General features: G+C 43.5%; 14 protein-coding genes. 1 reads left to right on the top strand and 13 read right to left on the bottom strand.

What is annotated here, in order from left to right; genetic code table 11:
* Nucleotides 1–438: 438 nt before the first annotated feature.
* A complete protein-coding gene (locus K429_RS0112845; protein ID WP_022209699.1) occupies nucleotides 439–1608 on the bottom strand; it encodes a DUF418 domain-containing protein in 1170 nt (389 codons plus the stop codon).
* A 182-nt stretch (nucleotides 1609–1790) separates the two neighbouring features.
* Here K429_RS0112845 and K429_RS0112840 point away from each other — a divergent pair, with 182 nt between their 5' ends.
* Nucleotides 1791–2669, top strand: a complete 879-nt coding sequence (locus K429_RS0112840) for a PepSY-like domain-containing protein (protein WP_026367173.1) — start codon at nucleotides 1791–1793, stop codon at nucleotides 2667–2669.
* A gap of 186 nt (nucleotides 2670–2855) precedes the next feature.
* On the opposite strand, the gene K429_RS0112835 is transcribed toward K429_RS0112840, so the two are convergent.
* From K429_RS0112835 to K429_RS0112780, 12 genes are all read right to left on the bottom strand, one after another.
* Complete coding sequence (locus K429_RS0112835) at nucleotides 2856–4520, bottom strand: sodium:solute symporter family protein (RefSeq protein ID WP_026367172.1); 1665 nt, start codon at nucleotides 4518–4520, stop codon at nucleotides 2856–2858.
* Nucleotides 4521–4547: 27 nt separating this feature from the next.
* Nucleotides 4548–6836 (bottom strand): FAD-dependent oxidoreductase, encoded by a 2289-nt coding sequence (locus tag K429_RS0112830; protein ID WP_026367171.1) that lies wholly within the window; start codon nucleotides 6834–6836, stop codon nucleotides 4548–4550.
* 75 nt (nucleotides 6837–6911) lie between these two features.
* Nucleotides 6912–9242: a glycosyl hydrolase family 28-related protein gene (locus K429_RS0112825; RefSeq protein ID WP_026367170.1), complete on the bottom strand. Its 2331-nt coding sequence runs from the start codon at nucleotides 9240–9242 to the stop codon at nucleotides 6912–6914.
* Nucleotides 9242–10630 carry a hypothetical protein gene (locus K429_RS0112820; RefSeq protein ID WP_026367169.1) on the bottom strand — a complete coding sequence of 463 codons (1389 nt, stop codon included), beginning with the start codon at nucleotides 10628–10630 and terminating at the stop codon, nucleotides 9242–9244. The genes K429_RS0112825 and K429_RS0112820 overlap by 1 nt, the downstream gene beginning before the upstream one ends.
* 231 nt (nucleotides 10631–10861) lie before the next feature.
* Entirely contained in the window at nucleotides 10862–12250 is a 1389-nt protein-coding gene (locus tag K429_RS0112815; RefSeq protein ID WP_044096650.1) for a GDSL-type esterase/lipase family protein, read from the bottom strand.
* 10 nt (nucleotides 12251–12260) lie between these two features.
* Nucleotides 12261–13085: an alpha/beta hydrolase gene (locus K429_RS0112810; RefSeq protein WP_007211902.1), complete on the bottom strand. Its 825-nt coding sequence runs from the start codon at nucleotides 13083–13085 to the stop codon at nucleotides 12261–12263.
* Nucleotide 13086: 1 nt separating this feature from the next.
* Nucleotides 13087–15285: a beta-glucosidase gene (locus K429_RS0112805; protein WP_026367167.1), complete on the bottom strand. Its 2199-nt coding sequence runs from the start codon at nucleotides 15283–15285 to the stop codon at nucleotides 13087–13089.
* 20 nt (nucleotides 15286–15305) lie between these two features.
* Complete coding sequence (locus tag K429_RS0112800) at nucleotides 15306–17249, bottom strand: beta-L-arabinofuranosidase domain-containing protein (protein ID WP_026367166.1); 1944 nt, start codon at nucleotides 17247–17249, stop codon at nucleotides 15306–15308.
* Entirely contained in the window at nucleotides 17230–18504 is a 1275-nt protein-coding gene (locus K429_RS0112795) for an alpha/beta hydrolase (RefSeq protein ID WP_007211899.1), read from the bottom strand. Before K429_RS0112795 ends, K429_RS0112800 begins: the two co-directional genes overlap by 20 nt.
* 30 nt (nucleotides 18505–18534) lie before the next feature.
* The gene (locus tag K429_RS0112790; protein ID WP_007219455.1) at nucleotides 18535–19947 is read right to left on the bottom strand and encodes an alpha-L-fucosidase; all 1413 of its coding nucleotides are present in this window, start codon (nucleotides 19945–19947) and stop codon (nucleotides 18535–18537) included.
* Between the two features lie 10 nt (nucleotides 19948–19957).
* Nucleotides 19958–20782 (bottom strand): sialate O-acetylesterase, encoded by an 825-nt coding sequence (locus K429_RS0112785; RefSeq protein WP_007211897.1) that lies wholly within the window; start codon nucleotides 20780–20782, stop codon nucleotides 19958–19960.
* 8 nt (nucleotides 20783–20790) lie between these two features.
* Entirely contained in the window at nucleotides 20791–23226 is a 2436-nt protein-coding gene (locus K429_RS0112780; RefSeq protein ID WP_007219454.1) for a hypothetical protein, read from the bottom strand.
* Nucleotides 23227–23229 lie beyond the last annotated feature (3 nt).

Raw genomic sequence — 23229 nt, 5'->3', positions numbered from 1 at the left:
AAAGGAATAAGAGTCAATATATCGGACATGCCACATCTATATATCGGACGTGTTGCATCTATATATCGAACGTGCAGTATCTATATATCCAACACCACCGATATATAGACGTTAAAAGTCACGGAATCGGACTTGCCTGAAATTACATTGCTTGTTGTGGATGAGAACAAGCAATGTAATCATTCTCAACATTACTTGTTCCGGATCACATCATTACTTGTTTTCAGATACTATTCAATACATTTAAGTGTTCTTTTTCCTCTTTCAGCCTTCAGTTTCCCCCCGGTCCCCCTGTTCATCGGTGTTTCAGCTGAAAGATACCTGAAGCAACTATAAGGTTGGAAGTTTCAGCCGTAATGCCGATGAACAGGGAATTCAGAGAGATCTGAAAGAACGGAAAGAACATTTTCTCAAAAATAGCGGGTGTAAAATGATACTTTATTTCAACCAAGTCGCCCGCTTCCACAAATATTCCAGCGGCCCGTGCGCATGACGGCTCATCCACCACCGGCAGAAAGCGAGCTGCACGATGAAGAGCACTACTCCTACCAGGAAGCTGGCTGTTATACCCAACTGAGAGTGAAGCGCAAGTCCCCAATTATAGAACAACAACGAACCAATGATACTCTGGGTAATATAATTTGTAAGGCTCATCTTACCGTAAGGAGTAATCTTCATCAACCAGTCGTGCAGGTTTGTCCGATAGAAAGCAAAGATAACACCCGACACCAATATCAGCATAAATGCAAACTTGGACAGGGAAGTTATGATAAGTAACAAGGGGGTGAGAATAGACTTATTAGCAATGAAGTCCGGTAACATATTGCCCAATCCATACAGAGGGAAAAAAGCGATAAGAGCACCACAAAGTACCTTATTCCAGAACTTCAGATTCTCCTTCAGGAAAAGTCCCCGACGTCCTATCAACAAGCCGAACAGGAAAAGAGCAGCAGTCTGAAACACACGTCCATGGTCCCAAGCCCATGCAAGACTGGCAATCTGCCCTTCCCACAAATTCACACGCAGGGTTTCAAGAAATGTACCGTGACTCTGCACCTGGAAAGCCGCTCCCCAGTAACTACCTGTCGGAATAGAAGGAGTCACAAAAGAAGGGTCTACACAGGCATGTATCACATAATAAAGTGGCAATGGCTGTATCAGAAGCACACATGCCAGAATAAACAGCCATTTATCTTTCAGTCGGCAGGTAAGTGGTAAAATGAATCCGACTAAAGAATAGAGTACCAATACTTCAGCCGTGAAAAAGGCCGCATTTATATTACCAAGAATAAATAATAATATCAATCGCCAGCAGAAACGCAAACGAAAATCATTGCCACGCATACGCTGGTTATTATCCTGAATAAAGAAACTAAACCCAAAAAGCAGGGCAAACACAGCATAAGCCTTTCCTCCGAACATGAAAAAGAGTCCGTCCCAAATGGCTTTATCTGAAAAGTTAAGCCACGCGCTCTGAGTGCTCGTATCGGGAAATGAATAGAAATTAAAGTGTTCAATGGAATGTAATACAATGATGCCCATAACGGCGAGTCCGCGCAGCACATCGGCTACGTCAATACGGGTGCGTTTTTCCAATTCCTGTACCATATTAGTATAAGTTCATTAGTAATCTGCTCTTTTTAATGTTAAAATCGCAAATATAGAATTTATTATCCACTTTTGGAGTCAAATTCCCAATTTCTTCCAGAATTGCCCGCCATCTTTGCAATACAATCAGCAATAGTCAAAGAAAACAATAATATTAGTAAACTCTAAAAAAACAAGTAACTATGAAACTGAAAATGTATCTAGCTCTATTGGCGATGGGCATGTTAAGCCTGCAAAGTTGCAACGATGATGATGACGATCTTCCAAACTCTAAAGTTCCTGAAGCCGTACGCAATGCATTCGACAGCTGTTTCTCCAACACCGCTAATCTGAGTTGGGAAACAAAAACTGTCTCACAAGGGCAATACTACAAAGCGGAATTCAACAACAAAAGCGACAACGGGTATAAAACGGAAGTCTGGTATACGGCAGATGGTTCATGGTACATGACTGAAACAGAAATGCCATATAGCGATATTCCGCAAGCAATAAAGACCTCTTTTGAAAGCAGCGAATACGCCTCCTGGAAGAGAGATAACGAAGTGGAGCGTATTGAACGTGCCGGAACTGAGAAAGAGATCATCTACATCATAGAAGTGGAATCGGCACAGGATGTAGATATGGATCTGCATTATTCAGCAGACGGCATCCTCATTAAAGCCGTGAATGATGACGGTGATGGCAATAACGAATCATTGCTACCGGATGCCCCGTCGAGTACGGTTACTGCCGTAACGGAATTCATACAGAAGAATTATCCCAATGCCCGCATTATTGAGATTGAACAGGAAAAAGGTATGATCGAAGTGGACATCGTACATGAAAACCAAAGCAAAGAAGTATTGTTCAACACAAGCTATGAATGGATTTCAACCTCATGGGATGTATATGTACTCCCGATTAAAGTGACAGAGGCCATTAATGCCTCACAATATAGCGGTTATGTAGTGGATGATGCCGAATATGTTGAAACTCCTACCGGAAACTACTACTGGATAGAATTGGAGCAAGGCGAAAAGGAAGTGAAAGTAAAGATCAACGAAAACGGGGAGTTTATTTAATCGGTGATAATCAGATACAGCTTGAATCATAACTTCAGGCTCTATGAACATAGCGATAATCGTTCAAAAGTTATAATTTGCTATTATAAACTTAAAATTTTTATCGCTATGTTTATTATTCAATCGAATAAATATAATGCTCATATCGAGCCCAAGCTATCAATAGGAAGAAAAATTAAAAGGCTTCTAAAGCGGACGGCGCAATGATAAAATAAGCAAATATATTCCTATCAATGTCACAACTAAGCCAACAGCGACAGGTACGACAATGTTTTCCTCCGCAATGAAACCGAGAACTGTAATAAGCACACCGGACAGTCCGAGACCAATGCCCAACACTTTCTGTGTAAACCTGTCAGTCCGTTTAGACTCTTCAGTATCGCCTGCGTTTTCCTGACGCATCCTTACATTCCGTCCTGAAATATAGGCCATATATTCCGGAGCGATGAATTCTTTTGCCTTCAGCACCACCTCAATTCCGGCAAGCAGTATCACAGGAACCGCGGTACCGACTATCATTTCCCATGTCCTATCGAGAGCCAAGCCGAAATGCGGAGTCACAAATTTGAATATCAAGTTAATGGCAAGGCTTATAAATGTCGCTGAAAGTATCGTACGCGCAGTTTGCCGTTTTGAGAACAAAGACCATATTACAGGAAGGTAAACCGGAACTCCCGTCAATGCCGCCACGCTGATTACAACGTTTACAATACCTCCCATAGAGCGTATCAGAAGCGCTACAATAATAGCCATTATTCCGAATCCCCATGTGGAAATCCTCGCCACGTTCATTAATGTCTTTTCAGAAGCATCAGGACGCATTCTCTTGAATATGTCGTTGGTAACCACACCTGCCGATATATTCAGAGTGGCATTGAGAGAGCTCGCCGTTGCGAAAATCATTCCTCCGAGCATTAAACCAAGCAATCCGTCGGGCATGGCTTCCTTGCACATCAGAAGATATGCCCCTTCGTTTTCAAGACCCGACAATGACGGATTATAAACTCGGTAAATCATGGGTATCAACATCCACAGAATCGGACTGATTGTGTAGAGCACCCCGAAAAGCCAACCTGTTTTCCGTGAATCCCTTTCCGTTTTTACTGAAGTATACCTCTGAACATAAGCCCAGTTGCCTCCGAGGAAAAACATATTATAGATAGCAAAGGCTATCACGAACCCGGGAGTGTACTCACCTTCAAAGAGTTCGAAAAATCCTTCCGGAACCTTTTCGAAAAATGTACCGACTCCACCAATCTTGTCGAAAGCAAGCGGAACAGCTATCACTACTGCCGCAAAAAGAATTACAAACTGAAGGACATCAGTCACAACCACTCCTCGCAAACCTCCGAGAGCAACATAAACCATGCTGAATGCCCCTAAAGCGAAGATAGCTGTGGTCAGAGGAATACCCGTAGTAACTTCGACTATTTTAGCTACGGGATAAAGAAACGACCCCGTAGTAAAAACCGACACGGCCAAAAAAATATAGGTATATGTCTTCTGCGTCTTGACACCAAGACGGCCCGTTATGTATTCGGCAGCCGTGAGACTGTGAGTACGATGCCATCGGGGAGCAATCCATGTGCCTACGGCATACCCGGCAACAGCCATTGTAAGCTGGATAATGATTGATACCATTCCATACGAATAGGCTATCGACCCCCACACGACGAAAGTTCCTGCCGAGAAAAATCCCATGAACAATGAAAGTCCACTCATTCCCCACGGTACGTTGCCGCCACCTGAGAAAAAACTTTTCATATCCTTTCCCGTCTTGGAAAAAGACACTCCTGTAATCAACACTCCTATCGAAAATAGGATAATGGTTATGTAATCAAGTATATTCATTTCAGTTTATTTATTATCAGTGTTATCTTAACACACATACACTCCCATAAGCCCCGGGCAGACATCACCGCAAGGACGGACAAAGTTGACATAAATGGCGTCGGTCGTCACCGGCTGATCAAGTTCAAGCACATTGAGTGTCTGATGATTGCCAGTAATATGATAAAGTTCCTTACCCTCTGAATCCCGGATTATGTACTCCCTGTAACAAGTCGGGACACAAGCATCGAAATGCCCCATCTGGACGGTCTCCATTGCCTGATCCGTATCGGTATCGAAGTACAAGATAATGGTTTTAATTTGTTTCCTCCCATTCCACTTGAAACATACTTCAGGTCTTGCATCATCGAAAGCTGCTACCCAGGCATTAGTACCTATATACGGACGGTAATAAGAATTCCTCAAATTTTCCGAGTTGAAAGACGCAAGAGGCGGGGCAAACGACATCGCTATATTCTTGCTCTCCGGACGACGTTTCGGACACCAGAATTCAAATTCCTCCACCCCTATTCCTTCAGGTGGAACCTGCTTTCCGAAATTCGACACGGCAGGGTTTATGTAGTTATATACGGCAGTCAATCCTGTGACTAACCGCCCGCTCATCGGTACTGAAATCTCAGGATTTTTCATCAGGCAGATAAAAGCATAACGCGGAGTCGCGTATGAATAGGAAAAGTCTGCAACAATCTCATTCTCATCTTTTTTCAAATCGAATTCTAGAACTGCATCAATAGTATCCGGAGTGTAGTTCTCACTCTTGGATGAACTTCTCAACTCCATAACAAGCCTTGTTGCATTATCTGCCTTTACATTCATCCTAACCACCGGCACTTTACCATTCACCGGTATGAGTTGAGCTATAGGATAATCTAATCCAAACCAGGTACCATCGGCTGGCAAATCGTCAAGTTCAAGCACAGATGACACCGATATTTCCGCAGAGTCGGCAAGATTGTCCTCAACCGCCACAGCAATACCCGGTATAAAGTTCCCGTTTTTAACAAGAAGTGATTGCAACAAACCTATCCTGTCCCTATCAACAAGGTCTATTGGCTTATATCCTTTTGAAAGACAAATTGACGCGGCACGCCCAATGACTTCTCCACCGAGAGCCGACGTACACATGACACGAGTAGTACCGTTTGCCACGTGGCTTGAGGAAATGATGCGTCCACCCACGAAAAGGTTATCAAGGTCCGGAGTTACATAGCAACGGTAAGGAATCTGATAGACACCTTTGCTGTGCCACTGATGACAGCCATTTCCTCCAGCATACACACCATCCGCAGGATGAAGATCAATTGCCCATCCACCATATGCCACCGCATCATAGTGGGTTGACTGGTTGATAACATCCTGCTGCGTCAGAGTATAAAGACCGTTGAACCTGCGACTTTCACGTTTACCCGGGAAAAGCCCCACCCATTCAAGTGTCAGGGTCTTTGCCTGAGGAAATTTTCCTGAATTCTTTATATAATCCCAGACACCATAGACAACTTTCCATAATTCATATTTGATTTCCTCCGTGTCCAGAATAGTATCGAGGCGTCCACCATACTCAAGCCACCAATATTTACAACCCAATTGATTTACATTGAAATAATTTGGATTCTGTAACTTCGGTATCAATGTTTCGACATCCTTTAACGCAAAGTTTGGAGCGGTATATTCCACCGGCTTGCCAATGTCCTTGATATAGAACAATATGCTGTGCCCGAGCAATTCTCCATACTCTTGCTTGTCTGGTGCAAATTCTTCACCATACACAGTTCTGTCTTCCGCCCCCATTCTGAATGATGCTCCGGCAAGATAACCTAACGTACCATCTCCGGTACAGTCTGCAAACATCTGTCCTGAAATAGAGTATTCTGTCCCGTTCTGCGAATTTATAGCTGTGACAGAAGATATGTTCCGATCATTGCTCTTATCAACCTTATATAAGGTTGTGTTAAGAAGCAAGGTGATATTCTTTTCTGTCAATACCTTATCCATCAGCACCATGTCAAAAAGCACAGGATTCCCCTCCTTATTGCGGTATACATTTTCTACAAGGATTTCGTCGATGATACCTCCTTCACGTGACCACCGGTTGTTGTTACCCATGTGTGAAGTGGCACCTAGTGCCCAAAGGCGAACTTCACTGGAAGCATTGCCTCCAAGTACGGGACGATCCTGTATAAGGACAACCCTAAGTCCTTCACGGGCGGCGGCAATTGCACTGCACACCCCCGTAAGTCCACCTCCAGCTACCACATAGTCCGCATTCAATACTACATTTGTAAAAGTTCTGTTTTTCGCTATATTCTTTATTATCATAATCGTTTTCGTATTATCGGACCCTGATTAGAAACTTTGTTATCCTCAAAGGTCGTCCGCATCGGAAAAATATCCTCAAAGTTTGTCATCGATGACAAGGTAACTATCTTTATTAACATTGGTTTCCAATCTTTTGTCTACCTCATTGTATCTGTTGTTATGAATCAGAACACCAGACGTATTAGTGGCATTTCCACCCAACAATATGGCATTCTTTGCGATATCAAACGAGTTGTCTTCGATTATAACGTCCGTTACTGCATCCGGATTGGCTCCCGGGGAAGTACGGATATAACTATATTCACTAAGCACATTCCTCCTGATAACAGTGCCTATGCTCATACCAGTTCCTCCGCTGCCGATTAGATTTATACTTTGGTGACCGGAATGCCCTCTGTCATCAATACCGAACCAATGACTGTAATTACCCTCCTTAAGACGGCAATTGACGATATCGATATACCACTCAGGCTGTTTCCCCCGATACAACAGCGATCCTCTGCCTACAATTCCGTTACACCGTGTCATCGTCATACCGGAAATCACACAATTCTGTACAGAGCCATACAACTGATAAGCTCCTACATCGACTGCCTCATTATTGATGAAATACAAATGATGCCTTACGGTGGTAACACTTATTTCAGATGTGGCATCCGGTTGTACAAGAAACGGCTGATCCAACTCAATTTTTGTCAGAGTATGGCTGCGGATACGTCTGAACTGCCCGGCTCCCGTCCCGTTAATAATATAGACTCCTCCGCCATTCCAGTGGTTTTCAGTCCATTGATTAGTTTCCGCATCTTCTGGGATAGTAATTATATTACCCTCGACGGATTTTATAGGTCCGTAATATCCGCCACTACCACCATCAAGAGTCATACACTCGCGGTCATTGGTATAATCGAACGGAATATAATTGCGCGCTTCATAAAGGTTCCTGCTTTCGTCAATACTTGAAGCATACCCAAAACCGTCCCCCTGCTTATAACAATCTTCGAATATCAACCCTTTGGGATGTACCAGCATATATGGTTGGTTAGTACCTGTGGTATGTCTCTCGAAACGGCAATTTTGGACAAATCCTCCCGCTGCATAGAAAGTGTACATGCCGGCTGAATTGAAGACGCAATTCCTTACTTTAAGATTCTTGCCACGAAGAATTATCCCTGTTTTGCTCCATCTGCTGTGAAACTCCGCTTCGACTTGATCCCTATTCGACTTCACCTGATATATCATACCGCTGAGCTGCCCTGTCTGACGCACAATCAGATTCTCGAGCAATATCGTTCCTTGTTCTTCCACGGGCCCCGTAGACATGATGACTCCCCATGCACGTGAAGACCACATTACTAAGTTTCTCAAACCGAAATGATGAGTTCCGCTAATAAGGCTGTTAGGCAACTCATACAAATCCCAATTAAGAGGATTCCAGAAAATATGAGTCAGTTCCTTTGATTCTCCCTCAATCAATGTGTTTGGAGAAAGAATGAGCTCACCTGTAAGCATATATCTGCCTCTCGGCACATATACCTTACCGCCACCATTTTGTCCGGCAGCATGAAGAGCTGCACGGAAAGCTGCGGTTTCATTATGGACGCCATCGCCCACGGCACCGTAGTCCATCACATTAAATACTTTCACCCCCCACCAGTCAGGAGATTTGGACACCACATCTATCCGCAAAGGTTCACTCCATGCTGTCTTTCCCCCCATTCCGTTATGGTAATACAAATAATATGTGCCTAATGGCGTGTTGTCCGGAATATCAACACTTACGGAAAAGTCATCAAAAAAATCCGTAACCTTGCATCTTACATTTTTTCCGCCTTTTAGCGGAACAAGTACAACATGCGCCTTGTCCTTATCCCGTAAAAGATTCTTTCCCTGAACCCTGAGATAATCTCCGGCAACCGCACATTCACCATCCTCGCTCAAAGCCCAACGGACAATCGGAACGTTCAGATAAAAATAAGCCTTTTCATTATTGACATCTGTCATTTCCACACTGAAAACCCCGTTCTTCAAATCCTCGGGTACAATAAACTTAAGAGACTGCTCCTTTTGCTGCAGCAAGTCCACCGCTTTAGCCTTATAGGACGCCAACGGCCCGGTACGAAGGTTGGTACCATTTACATCGGGCAGCCTGTCCTCTACAGGGAGCGGAACATACGCGGGCTCGGCATTGCCGACATTTCCATTGTCGAGAGTAAAAACTTTTATCGACTTTATCTTGTCAAGATATTCACCCCTGATAAGTACTGCATCATTAGGCCTTGTCTCTGCAGTTGTTACCTGAAACAACTTAGGTTCGAATTTACCATCTTGCCTATCGACAGAATAGCCGTTGCCGGAACAAACCCATAAAAAGGTCAATCCAGATAAAAATATTTTATTTAGTTCCATTATTTCAAATATTGTTTAATAATATAATCAGGGATTTTCGTGTCGTAATAATCCAACAAATAGTTATCAAGATTTCCATTGATTTCATCTTTTATCTCAGTCACTTCTATACGGTATAAGTTTATATCACAGTCCGTGAATTTCAAACCTATATTCCCATAGGTTATAGGTTCTTTGGTATCTGAGCCTTTTATGACGCTTTCGCCATCCCACAAGACTTCGTAATCCTTATCCATTACACGAATCCTAAGTTCGTGCATGCTTCCGTCGTTATACGAATCTACTTTCACCTTTTGGAGCGGCTCTATAGTATTCCCACCCGACTTGTATTTATTCAGAATGATTTCATTACCGTTCTTCAGGCTTACCCCGTAATATTTCAGCATTTTTGAATACATTGCTATATTCTGGTAACGCATCTGCACTGAAAATTCAGAAGTACTCATAGCCGGCTCCGGAAAAGAGAGCCGGACGGCAACTTCATAATCAGCCCATTTCTTGTCGCCTAAATAGTATATACCATCGCCACGTTTTCTCCAATATCTGCTGCCGTCTTCTGCATAAGGCAATTCTGCAAATTTGATACCGTTCCAGACCGGATTCACAACACTTGCAGGTACATTAGATAAACTACCATCTGCAAAATTCTCTCTCAAAAGAGTATTCGGCGCAATCGGCTCCTTGTCGACAAAATTATTTTCCGCAGGGATAAAATTATCGCTGTTTTCAATAGTCCAATCCCTGAATGTCACCTGCATTTTACGAGAAGAATCCACATCGTAGCCTATTTGATTGTCATTTCCGGAGCAGGCATAAAAACCGGACAAATGCGTTTCTCCAAGATCGACAAAAACAGCAGGGCCTTTAATCCACTCATCAGCGGCATTTTTATAATGACTCAAAAAAGAATTCCCTTGTCTCGTAAGCCTTATCTCAACAGGAAAACCGATATACCCCACTCGTCTGTAAGAGGTACTACCTCCTTCCTGCTGCCTAAAAAAAACGAATAAATCTCCGGTAGCAGTCGCTTCAAGATGTACATTCGCCGAACTTTGACTATCAGTGGATCTCATCATAATACCGGCAGAACCTTTCTTAATATCGTCAATTTTCACCGTTATCACAGACTTTGAACAATCGTCATGCAAAAACGGCTGTTCCTTATATGCAAAACTGTATTCATCAGATTCAAAGAAGGCATTTTTTGTGTTCTCTGTCTTAATTGTCAGAGTGTTGGAATCCATAGTAACAGATCCCTTAGCAGCTTTTCCATAGCTTGCGAATCGCCATTCATCCTGTCCGGTCTTATCCGCTGCATGCAGAGTTCCGACAAAGATTAAGACTGTGAGCAAAACAAGCAGTTTCCATGTAATTCTAATCAACGTCATTTTGGGGTTTAATTATTAATGGTTGGTTATATATTATGTCTTTCGCACTCACTGAGCACGTACAAATATATGTTCATAAGTATCAACACACAAGCATTTTATAGTATAAATCATCGCAAACGTTCCCGGGAACGTTTTAACACGTGAAGAACAGAAATATGTTGATTTACAAATAAGCGGAATCCAGTCGTGTCCGACTAGATTCCGCTTGCATTCAACGTGGAACATTTTTTAGTGGTTCAATATGAATTTAATAATAGGAGCTGGTGCGTCAAGACTGTGAGGATGATGATCGCAACCTTCTTTGATGATTACCTCAATCTCTCCCCGAAGTTTTTTATAACGTGCCGCCAAAATTTCAAGATTCTCATCATAAGGCACAGTTTTATCGCTGTCCCCTGCTACAGCTATAATCGGAATCTTCGCTTTTGCCAAAGGTTTCAGATTGTCGATAGGATTACCCTTGAAATTTTTCATATCCTCTTCCTTGATATTCCACTCCTGCAGAAATTCCTGCCATAAGTCAGTCCTTTCACGACTGGGCCAGCTCGTAATATCGCACACCGGAGCATCAAGATAGATACACGATACTTTCTCCGGATTTGCTGCTGCCCAATCGACTGCAAAGAGTCCGCCTCTACTAAATCCTTCAAGGACAACTTTTTCCGAAAAGCCGTAATACTTAATCATGGCATTGTAAAACAGTGTTCCGAGTTCCTGAGATCTCGGGCTTCCATAAAGGAATGCCAAGTCATAATGCACTACATGGTAACCCAATGCTAGCATTGCGATATCTACAGCAGGAAAAGCCCCGAAAAAAGCAGGCCTCCAAATCCAAGGCTTACCGGGAAGAGGCTTGGCAGGGGCTACTATATTAGCCTTTCTCCCGTTGAACTCGAAATCATATTTATCATAACCCCTCCATTTAGTCTTGACCCCGGGGAAATCTTGAAGCTGGAATTCTTTGGAATTTCCGGTCATCGCCCTATACGCACATTTTGCCATCTCCAAAGATGCCACCCTGTCCGGATGCAGTTTATCAGGGAAATGTTCTCGCATTCCGGAAGTCGCGGCATGCATGTCGACTATTTCAAGACGGTTTTTCTCTGCAACCTCCCTAATGCGAGGGATTACACCATGAACTATAACGCTATCTTTAATCGAACCTTTTTCAATATAGCATGTAGCCGGGAGACACAAATAAATTTTAGGTTTAGAATCCATACCCGAGAACACGTCAATCATAGCCTGCATGTCTCCTTTAAATTCATCCTTATGCTTCCAATTACCACCCTTTGAATCATTGGTACCGAATTTAATAAATATTATATCTGGTTGAAAATCAAACACTTGTTTATACACACGAGTATTTATATAGGGACTGTCTCCGGAAGAAAGCACAGTGGTGCCACTAACTCCGAAGTTTCTCACGTCATAACCGGAACCGAGCATCTGCCCAAGCACCGCAGGATAGCTGTCCCTTGCCTGATTGGATAAACCTGCACCGAAAGTGATGCTGTTGCCAATACAGGCAACCTTGATTTTTTCTTTTTCCACAGCAAGGCTGGCAGGAGCAAGCATAAACATAAGCCAAACTGCCAATAACAGAGTTCTAATCATATTATAAAATTTAGTTGTTCTGTTCTGCAATCCACCTCAGAACAGTAGTTTTGAATTCATTGAAATAAGGGAAAGGAGCCCCCTCGATAAAACCCCAACCATGTCTGCCTTTCGGATAGACATGCATTTCAGCAGGAACAGCATTCCTCAGTAATGCCTGATAGAACACGATGGAATTTTCCGGTTTTACCGCCGGATCATCTGAACAGTGAAAAAGAATGGTCGCAGGGGTATCCTCAGCAACTTGCTCTTCCGTAGAGAATTTAATTACAGTATCTTCAGATGGACTTTTCCCCATAAGATTAAATCTTGAGAACTGGTGGGTAATATTCTTTTTCATAGATATTACCGGATAAACCAAAATACCGAAATCTGGCTTCAATTCACCCTTCAACGTCACAAGCCCCGTTGCCGCAAGATGCCCCCCTGCAGAAAATCCCATCAGACCGATTCTACAAGAATCAAGATTCCATTTATCCGCATTGGCCATCACGATTTCAAAAGCCCTTGTCAAATCTTCGACAGGCACCTCTTGCCTTCCCGCTGGCATCCTGTATTTGACGACAAAGGCTGCAATGCCGTTCTGATTTAGCCATTTTGCCACAGAGACTCCCTCCGAGCCGAAAGAGAGTCCCTTGTATCCACCACCGGGACAAACCACGACTGCTTGACTACTCGGTTTATCCGTAAGGTACACATGCAATTCAGGCATTTCATCATCAAGGGAAGCAATCTTCTCAAATTCAGCCTTACCATATAGTGGTAGAACTAAGTTCTGTGCATTGACAAGCACAGAACCCAGCGTTATTAAAATGATTAAAAATAAATTTCGCATATTATTTGATTTCAACACTAACTACATATTTGATATCATCAGAAGCAGCTGCTATACTTATGTCATATCTACCCTTTTCCAAATTCCATCCACCCAACTGTTCATCCCAAAATGCCCAGTCATCAACAGGAAGTTCCACTTCAACCACTTTGGACTCACCTGATTTCAAAGAAGTGCGTGCAAACCCTTTAAGTTCTTTTACAGGCCGTTCGGAAGACGGGTTGATTTGAGAAACATAAACCTGAGATATTTCGTCACCGTCACGTGTTCCCGTGTTCTTCACACTGAACGACACCTTTACCTTGTCACCAGGACTGTAGACGAAGCTATCGGTCCCTGCATCCGAATATTCATAGGAAGTATAGCTCAAACCATGTCCGAAAGCATACATAGGGGTAATATTCTTAGAATCGAACCATCTGTATCCGACATAGATATCTTCTGAATATGTCACGGTTTCATTAACTCCCGGATATGTTTCGGGTCCAAACGCATGAGCTCCGCAATCTTCAAGGGTTGCAGGAAATGAGATAGGTAGTTTGCCTGACGGATTGACATCTCCGGACAACACGGAAGCTATAGCATGTCCAGACTCGGAACCGCAGTACCATGCCTGCACAATGGATGGGACATCTTCAGCAAAACGCAAATCCACGGCATTTCCGGAAACAAGAACCAGTACGACATTGCTGTTCACTTCGAGGATTCTACGTATGAGTTCCGGCTGTCCATAAGGAAGGTTGTACGATTCTCTGTCATATCCTTCGCTGTCCTGCCTCCAGTTATGATTAAGACCTCCCACAAATATCACAAGATCACTTTCCCTAGCAAGTTTTACCGCTTCTACCGCCAACTGCATATTGTCATAAGCCGGAGAAGCGATCCTTCCGTCTATCATTGGAGTATAAGCACTATATCCCCTTGCAAAAGACACTTCCACTTCTTTTCCAAAACGCGATTCGATACCCGCAAGCGGAGTAATTTCATATCTTGGTTTAAGAGCAGCAGCACCTCCATTACTGGCATGAGTTCTGACAGCATTTTCCCCTATTACAGCTATTTTCCTGCATTTTTTAGTATCTACCGGAAGAATATTATCGCGATTTTTCAACAATACTATCCCTTGCTCTGCGATATGGCGTGCCAAGTCAGTATGCTCTTTCGTATTAAAACTTCCCCAAGGGCGATTGCGGTTCATTGCCGTTCTTAGATTAAGTTTAAGAACACGTCTGACCTTATCGTCAAGTTTTTCCATAGGTACTTTGCCATTACGAACAAAATACAGGAGAGAATCAGCCATATAATACTCATTATATGGTTTTAATGTTCCCATTTCTATATCAAGTCCGTTCATTGCAGCCTCATACGCATTCTTTGTTCCGCTCCAGTCCGAGATGACTGCTCCGTCAAATTTCCACTCCCCTTTAAGAATATCATTGATGAGATAGTTATTGTGGCAGCAGTATTGTCCTCTGAATTTATTATATGCCCCCATTACAGACCATGCCCCAGCCTCTGTTACAGCAGCTTTAAAGGCAGGAAGATAAATCTCTCGCAGTGCCCTTTCAGACACCTCTACATTAACGGTATCTCTCTGATACTCCTGATTATTAAGTGCAAAGTGCTTTACACATACAGCAATACCGTTATCTTGAATGGCTTTGATATACGGAACAGCAATTTTCGAAACTAAAAAAGGATCTTCACCCATATACTCGAAGTTTCTTCCGTTAAGAGGTGTCCTTGCGATATTTACTCCCGGAGCAAGCTGAACGTCTTTCTCCCGATAGTTCGCCTCTTCACTGAGAGCTTGACCGTATTGAGACGCAAGTTCCATATTCCAGCTGGATGCAAGAACCGTAAGAGCCGGAAATGCCGTACAGGAATCATTGGTAGTTTCCGCTTTTGTCCAACTGTTGTAAAGGACTTCGCTTCTTACACCGAACGGTCCGTCATTCATCCACAACTCAGGAATGCCGAGTCGTTGCACTCCGGGAGAACTGAATTTGGACTGAGCATGACATAATGCCACCTTTTCTTCCAGCGTAAGACGTGGAATAATATCTTCTACTCTCTCGTCTATCGTTTTGGATTCATCAAGATAAACGGGCAATTGTCTGTTAGTTCCTGTTTTGGATCCTGATGTACACGCGGATATCAAAATAAGGACAGACAATACAGTCATCGTAATTCTACTCATAACTAATTTAATTTTAAATTTCATTTACAATATTCAACCACCGGAAGCGTCGTCATTCTTATCCTTGTACATCCGGACGGTACCATTTCTATCTCTTCACATTCTGACGAAACCTGAATTTTCTCTTCAGGTAGCCCAGGGGTCGTATCACCCAAAAGTCGCCATTCAGGAATTTCAAATGCAGTTACTTTAAGCTTGACAGGTGTTGAATCTGGTGTCCACGGGAATCCTTTCTTCCCTGTGTTCACCACTGTTATTTTAGGGTTTTCAGGCAGACCGAAATTCCACTTAGAAGCAGGGGTCACGTTATATGCAGGAAAAGCTACAGATGTTTTGAACTGGTCCTTTATGATCTCAACATTCTCATCAATATCTACAGAATACAGCAATGGCCCCATATATACATTAATTCCGGCATCAGTTCTTTTCTCTGCCCTCGGCTTCATATCGATGTCCAACTCTACGACATCCCCATCCTTAAATCGTCTTTCTATCGTACTGAACCCTCCTGCATGATATTCTTTCGGCTGTTCTGCATTGACTGTCAACTTTGCATTCTCTACCCATGATGGAATCCTCATGGTAAACGGTATTCTGACAGGAGCACCATCGAGAGCAAACCTGAATGTTATTTTCCCGGAGAAAGGATAAGAAGTATCTTCCGTTATACATACTTTTGTGCCATTAATTTCTGTCCTATATTCCGACGGACCGTACAAAGCGGCAACTATCTCATGCTCGTCACCATTCATCCACATCCTTGAAATATAATTCGGAAACATCCTGTGGACATTGCCGGAACAACATTCAACATCAAAACCCGGTCTGTAAGCCTGACGTGACAAGCCCTCTTCACCATACGGAGCCATGGAACTTTTTTCAGTTGCCAATAACTGATTCGGAGATGAGAAGTACTGCAAAGCCTTGAAATCTTTATTAATAGCTCCCAAGGCTGCATTATACACAGCTGATTCCATCTTATCCGCCCACTTAACATCTCCGGTTGCCATCAGCATGTAACCGTAACTCCATATAAAGTCACTGATATCACAGGTCTCATGCAGCGCTTCCGCATGCTTAGGAAACAAGCTTTCATATGAAGCCGGTATCCCATCTGGAAGTTCGTTTTCCCGTTCCACGGAAGAATAGAAACCAAGCGCGGCATCGAGATATTCCTGCCTACCGGTATAAAGATACAGAATCAACGGCTGTTTGGAAACTTCAGCAGCCGTCACACCATGTACGTCAATCGGCTTTGAAGAGACCATATCCTCATGGATGAACACTTCATTGTCTTTTGTTCCCCCGTTCATACTGAACAGATCCCAAATATGCCCGGCTTTCTGCAAGATTTCCTTGTCGCCCGTATATGAATACATTTTGCACATACTTTCTATGATACAAGTCTGCCTGTTGGTCAAAGTATCATTCAAGGCAGAAAAATGTTTTTTCAGCAGAACCGGAATCCTGTCGTCTTCGGTATAGTCGTAATATGCAAGCAACGTCCGTGCGAATACAGAAAATGCCCACTGGTTCTCACCAAGGGTTTCCGGACCTAGCATTCCGTTCGCCCGGGGATGGGATAAGACATATCCGACATTGTCGGAACCGAGCTGCATAAGTACGCTGTCTCTCAGGAATATTCCACACCTATACAGACCGTCAATCATATATCCCGACTGTTCATAAGGCCACCAACCTTTCGCTATCGGATTACCTCCCTCCGGGATTATTCCATTCCACAGACATGTGTTATAAGGATAACCAGACTCCTTGCGATTAAGCCCGAGGCCGTCTCTCTGTCTCTGTAATATTTCTCTTAACCACGAAGACGGTCTTATATTTTCTATATTCGCTTCCTTATATACTCCATAATATTCAGGAGTGTCAGTCACATCAGCACATGAGCCAACCCCCAAGACAAGACCGACCGCAATAAACAATCTAATCAACTTCTTTTTCATGATTATCGGTTTTCAATATTTTATTTTTTCTCATCCATTCTACCAGTTCGACAGTCCAGTCATGTCCATAACCATCGACAGTAATTTCAAAAGCTCCGTGTCCCCCATCATCAACAGTCTTCCAATCCAATGGAACTCCGGCCTCCAAGAGTTTTTCCTTGACACTAAGTGCAAAACCGTAACCGCTGTCATTAGTCGCATGACGCATAAAAAAAGGAGGAGTCTCAGCATCAAATCTGAACGGCCATTTCTGTTTCCCGTAATACCAACTCGTTAATGGAATCACATAGTCAGGGCGCGAAAAGGCGTCTGGGCAATCGGCTGAAGCCAGCCTCAATACAATCAGCGCACCTGCCGACTGTCCTGCTACTCCGATTGCATTTTCATCTATATTCCACTCGGAGGCTTTCTCTCTGACTGTCCTTACGGCTTGTCTTGCATCTTCCAAAGCCACGTCAAGTCCACGTTTCACCCTGTATTTTACACCGATTACCGCTACTCCATATGGCCTCAACAGCTCTGCCGCCTCACGCGCATTTCTGATAAAGCCGGTATAGCTCAATCCTCCTCCCGGGAAAAAGATTACCACCGGAGACTTCTCTGACTGACGGGGAAGGAAAACTTCCAATTCCGGTTCGGAAATCCTGTCGATACGCGCTATTGAATTGATATATTCCGGCCCGGAATATTCATAATCGGGAATTTCGCCCTGCCATACAGGCAGCCTTTCAATACCTCTATTTCCTTCTGCCATACCGGTCCACCATTGAGACACGGCATCTGCGATATATGATATACACCGCTTCCAGTCATAACTTTTCTGATTGGAACAAAAGCCCTCATAATCAGCAAAATCACAATTACAGGAAACAATTTGAGCCGTATCGGATGTCATCCATAATATGTCGGTATTTTGCCTAGCAGCCATCAAGCGGATTTTACAGAAAGTATTCTCATTAGTATTCAAATCTCTGCATTGTATGACAAATACTCTATATCTTCCTGTCTTTTCCGTAGATATGATCTCCGCGGCTTCCTTTATTCCCCTTACACAGCGGTATGTTACTTCCGGGCTGTCTGTCAAATCCAGTATTTTCAGCCCAGAAGCAATTTGGTTTTCAATATAGGTGGCACTTTCTTCAGGGAAATCCACTCCAAGAAACAGCACGGACGGAACATCCGGGAGTTTTCCGGCACTAGGCCACACCGGACAGAAAGTCATCGCAAACAAAATAACAAAGAAAAAAAGCTTCATCTCAAAATGGAATCAATAATTCGGAACACTCTATTTAATCTTCAATTTAACCCCCCAAACCAAATCGCAAGGAGGATTCTTTCTGACAGACTCCGGTATGATTATTTCTATTCCGTCTCCAGTTTTTTTCCATTTGAGGGGACGATTATGCCCCATCAGAAATACCGATTTGGCAGAAACCGGAACGAATGATCTGATTTTCACCACAGACGGCATATATTCATCCTTGGCATTCAAGTAAAAGGCATATACGTTGTTATCTTTTGAAGTAAACGCTATTCTGTCCTCTTTGTAAGGAGCAATTGCTTTCGTTCCATGGATACCCTCTGAGTTAACCTGCATCCAGTCACCGATTTCCTTAAGTCGCTGATATGCCTCCGGAGCAAGTTCTCCGTCAGGACCCGGTCCGACATTCAGTAGAAAGTTTCCTCCACGTGAAACTATCTGTACAAGGGTAGTCAGAATGTCATGCGTGGATTTGTAACTATCATCTGGTTTGTATGACCATTGAGTAGCCATAGTCATACAAGCCTCCCAAGGATAGTCCAAGGCACGATCCGGTATTTTCTGTTCCGGAGTCCTGTAATTTTCATAGATGGTATTCGTATGTCTTGCCACCATCATGATTCCAGGCTGATTGGTTCTTACCGTCTTTGCGAATCTTTCCCACTGCGGATGCCTGTCAGGAGAAGCATCGCACAAGTCGAACCACAGCATGCCGAGGTTACCGTACTTTCCTCCGGTCAGTTCATTCAACTGATTGTTGATAAAGTCATTTAAGCGCTGCCATTTTTCCGGGAACATTTCAGGAGGATAATTTATATTCCTGTCTTTGGGAGGGAAATAATCCCACCAATAGTCATTATTGTTCCAATCTGCTATGGAATAATAAGCACCTGCCATCATACCTTTGCCACGAAATGCATCGAAAATTCTCTTTGCAATGTCAGCATTCGCATCTGTGTGGAACGGACATTCGACATCGGTTATTTTATAGTCGCTGTACTGAGTATCGTACATATTGAATCCGTCATGATGCTTAGTTGTGAAGACCACATATTTCATTCCAGCATACTCCGCCGCTCCAGCCCATTTTTCAGGATTGAATTTTACAGGATTGAATGTCTTTTTCAAATCTTCATACTTCCGGACATAGTCAAAATAGTTCATTCCTTCCGGCCTCACCATACAGAATTTATATGCTTCCGGACAAATGGACCAGGACTCTACTATACCCCATTGGCTGTATGTTCCCCAATGGATAAACATACCGAATTTCATATCCTGCCACTTTTCTATATTTTCCCTTACAATGCTTTCCTCCGGATAGATATAAGGAGGTTTACTGTCAGTATTCTTTTTGTCCACCATCGGATCCTGTGCAAATACTGCAATTCCTCCGATAAACATGGTAAAAAGCGATGCTATTACTTTTTTCTTCATTTTCCTCATTTTATTTAGAATCAATACTTCTTGCTTCGTAAATCTGGCGGGCTATAGTCTCCCCGATAAGATTATATGCGTATTGGCTGTAATGGATGTCATCCGTCATCATATTCATCTGTGGAAAAAGCCAAGGATCCGCAGCTACAAGATGAACTCCATGCATTTTTTCAGACAGTCTGCGTTGTGCCGCACGAACCTGATGATAGCCCTCTTGCGGACGGTCGACATATTGTCCTGTGAGGACTATATAGAAAGGAAGGTCGGCATCATGAAGATGCTTTCTGAACCGGAGTATAAGATTGCGAAGCGCCGCCTCATAATCCTCACCGTCCATTTTCCCATCATTGATAGCATTTGCGTCACGTTCTCCTTGAAGCCAGATCACCCCACTGAATTTCAATCCTGTAACGGCAATCGCAGAATTACATTTAGCCATCGCTGCATCGAACAAAGGCAAGACACCCTTTTCCGCCCAAGTACCGTAGATTGTCTCTCCTGTAGTGGAGCATGCACTTCCTCCCCTCGCCGCAGATACCACTACAACCGAATCACCTGTCATTTTATTAAGGTTCCACGCGAACGAAGGACTGATGCTGCCGCTGTTCGCCTTGCCGAAATACTTGCCGTTCTCACCTACTGGGTCCTGCAGTATTTTCAACGAATCTCCGGATTGTACATAGTCGAAACACTCTTTGCTATAGTATTTCATCGAAGTTCTTCTATCACCCATTCCGGAAGCATTACTCTGTCCAGCTATGAGCCACATACTCTTTTGGGCAACTCCCGAAACGGACAGCCCCGCTAAAATCAACAATATAAAAAATCGTTCCATAAAATCGTTTATAGTGAAATTTCAATGACATTCATACCCCATGGAGCAAAATCAAGATTGATCTGCCCTTTCTTTCCCGCCGATCTAATAATTTTACCCTGAAGAGCCTTAGCAGAACGGAAACCTGTCTTATTCGCAACTAACTGCGACAAATCCAGAGTTACAGTGCATGACTGACTGTCATTAGACTGACACATTGCAATCAAGTATAACTTCGTGCCGTTCTCTGACAAAGCGGTAAGGAATTCAATCTCCGGATTATCGCAACCGACCATATCCGGTCTGAACAGAAGATCCGCTTTCTTACCGTAAATATTACCGGGTGCAAATCCATATGTGACATGTGGGCCAACCTTAGGAGTCATGTAGCCATATGGAAACGAAATATTACTGTCCGAACGCAAACCAGCCTCCGCAATCAGATAATCCACAATCCAGCCAATCTGCCAGTACGCATGCCACGGGAACATTGTAGAATATTTTTTCAACTCATTCATTCCGTGCCAGTAATAGACTGCGCATCCGCTTTTCTGATCGACAAAAGCATTTCTTCCGATTGACGCAGCTCTTGCCATAGTAAGGAAAACCGGTTCCTCCGTCCATTCATACATTTTCACGAACAAACCTGCATAACTTGATATCAAAATCGGTCCGTTTACTGCCGTACCTCGTATATGCTCCACACCAAGACCAGTCTGATTCAGCTCCCAATCTTTATATGCTTGCTCGCCGATGTATTTCGTTTCATCAGTCATTACCGGATTGGTGAATATAGACGTCGCGTAAATCATGGCGGCATCTATAGACGCCTGTTTATATGCCTTGTTACCCGTTATTTCATACAAGTCCATATAGGCACGAGATGTCTGTGCCGTACAGAAATCCCAGATATTGCGTCCATCACCGCATACTCCGAGATAATATCCTTTATCCACTCCGTTTTCCTGCTGCCAGTCTGCACCTTTGCAGGCTGCGTCAAGGTATTTCTTGTCTTTCAAGTGCTTATATGCGATGTACAATCCATACCAGGTTGGTCTGTAATCCTTAAGATCCGGGAAAGACGGTTTCATAGAAAATCTGTCATAGCCGACCTCAAAACTTCCATCATCTTTCTGCCATGCAAGCAATCTGTCACCTGCCATCCTCAACCTTTCAAGCAATTCCTTGTCATCAGGATTGAATAGAAGCATATTTCCGAAATCGACCATAGTATAATAGGTCGTATGCAAAGGTTCTATCCAATTGCCCCTTTCCGACTCCACACCGTCTATATCCGCATATTCTCCGAGAGCGGCACCGCAGAAATATCCCGGTTCTGTCTGCTGCTGAATCATTTTATAATTCCTCACATAGTGAAGACGGCTGCTCATTACGGAATCCTGCCCGTTTCGTGCAATCATAAACATGGTACCAGCGTCAGCAATCTTGGAGCCATTAGCACCTATTGTCTCACCTCTGCTCTGCCATGTTTTCCAGCTCGACTCTTTATCTTTACGCAGGAATTTCTGAAGCCGGCTCACGCGCTCGGACAAAGACACCTTGTTGGTAAGCAAATCCAAGGATGATGGTAAGGCGAAAACATCGTTCACTGCATGCTGGAATACATCGAACCAGCCCGAGTTCTTCAAGGTATAACGGAATCCAAATACCACTTCATCTCCGGCTTTGTGCTTAGCTCCCACCTGTCCGAGTACCGGATGATAAACCACGGGAGTAAGTTCATTATGCCTGTTCGCTAAACTCAATCCCAAGGAATTAGGACTCTTATCCGGAGCTTTGCCAGCTATCGGGTCGGTTTCCGTCCCCGGATCTGGAATAACAGCTAAGGTATAGCCATCCTTCGACGAATACAGCGGACACAGAGTCATCGTATTACGTTCTTGGGCAAGCATCGGAACACAAGGAATGCCCATGCTGTAAGTTTTTGCCATATTCAGATTATACTGGATTTCATTGCCATACCAATTACCCGGAATCATCGCCCATGATATATTGTTCTCTTCGAAGACGGTAATCGTAGGGGTGGCGATGGATACGGAACCGTTCGTCGACAGTCTGACCTTCATATCGACCTTTATATCAGACGGAAATAATGGATCTACCTTCCATATTGCTTCAACGTCTCCGAAACGGAGACTGTGAGAAAATTTCAGAGTACCATCGGGAAGCATTTCTGCTTTTGACGGATAGAACGTAAAATCCTTTCCCTCAAGATCCTGATCGACCAAATCCTTTGCCGGATTACGATCTATATACAAAACCGTGTAATATCCCTTGGGGGCAGGAATCTGCTTCCCGTCGATTTTAATACACGAGATATGCCAGCCATCCTCCTCCTGTTGCCATTCAAAATCAATACTGCCCGTATTAAGATTCAGTTTGGGCTGAGCGGACATCAAGACACTCACACAAGCAATGAGTAACGTAGAAAACAAATATTTCATAAA

Origin of the sequence: Bacteroides sp. 14(A) (genome assembly GCF_000526555.1) — a bacterium.
In the GTDB taxonomy this organism is placed as follows: domain Bacteria; phylum Bacteroidota; class Bacteroidia; order Bacteroidales; family Bacteroidaceae; genus Bacteroides; species Bacteroides cellulosilyticus.
This window is presented reverse-complemented; position numbering and strand designations above follow the sequence as displayed.

Bases quoted from the DNA above. Each gene is read 5' to 3' on its own strand.
- K429_RS0112845 (WP_022209699.1), bottom strand. From the start codon at position 1,608: ATGGTACAGGAATTGGAAAAACGCACCCGTATTGACGTAGCCGATGTG.
- K429_RS0112840 (WP_026367173.1), top strand. From the start codon at position 1,791: ATGAAACTGAAAATGTATCTAGCTCTATTGGCGATGGGCATGTTAAGC.
- K429_RS0112835 (WP_026367172.1), bottom strand. From the start codon at position 4,520: ATGAATATACTTGATTACATAACCATTATCCTATTTTCGATAGGAGTG.
- K429_RS0112830 (WP_026367171.1), bottom strand. From the start codon at position 6,836: ATGATAATAAAGAATATAGCGAAAAACAGAACTTTTACAAATGTAGTA.
- K429_RS0112825 (WP_026367170.1), bottom strand. From the start codon at position 9,242: ATGGAACTAAATAAAATATTTTTATCTGGATTGACCTTTTTATGGGTT.
- K429_RS0112820 (WP_026367169.1), bottom strand. From the start codon at position 10,630: ATGACGTTGATTAGAATTACATGGAAACTGCTTGTTTTGCTCACAGTC.
- K429_RS0112815 (WP_044096650.1), bottom strand. From the start codon at position 12,250: ATGATTAGAACTCTGTTATTGGCAGTTTGGCTTATGTTTATGCTTGCT.
- K429_RS0112810 (WP_007211902.1), bottom strand. From the start codon at position 13,085: ATGCGAAATTTATTTTTAATCATTTTAATAACGCTGGGTTCTGTGCTT.
- K429_RS0112805 (WP_026367167.1), bottom strand. From the start codon at position 15,285: ATGAGTAGAATTACGATGACTGTATTGTCTGTCCTTATTTTGATATCC.
- K429_RS0112800 (WP_026367166.1), bottom strand. From the start codon at position 17,249: ATGAAAAAGAAGTTGATTAGATTGTTTATTGCGGTCGGTCTTGTCTTG.
- K429_RS0112795 (WP_007211899.1), bottom strand. From the start codon at position 18,504: ATGAAGCTTTTTTTCTTTGTTATTTTGTTTGCGATGACTTTCTGTCCG.
- K429_RS0112790 (WP_007219455.1), bottom strand. From the start codon at position 19,947: ATGAAGAAAAAAGTAATAGCATCGCTTTTTACCATGTTTATCGGAGGA.
- K429_RS0112785 (WP_007211897.1), bottom strand. From the start codon at position 20,782: ATGGAACGATTTTTTATATTGTTGATTTTAGCGGGGCTGTCCGTTTCG.
- K429_RS0112780 (WP_007219454.1), bottom strand. From the start codon at position 23,226: ATGAAATATTTGTTTTCTACGTTACTCATTGCTTGTGTGAGTGTCTTG.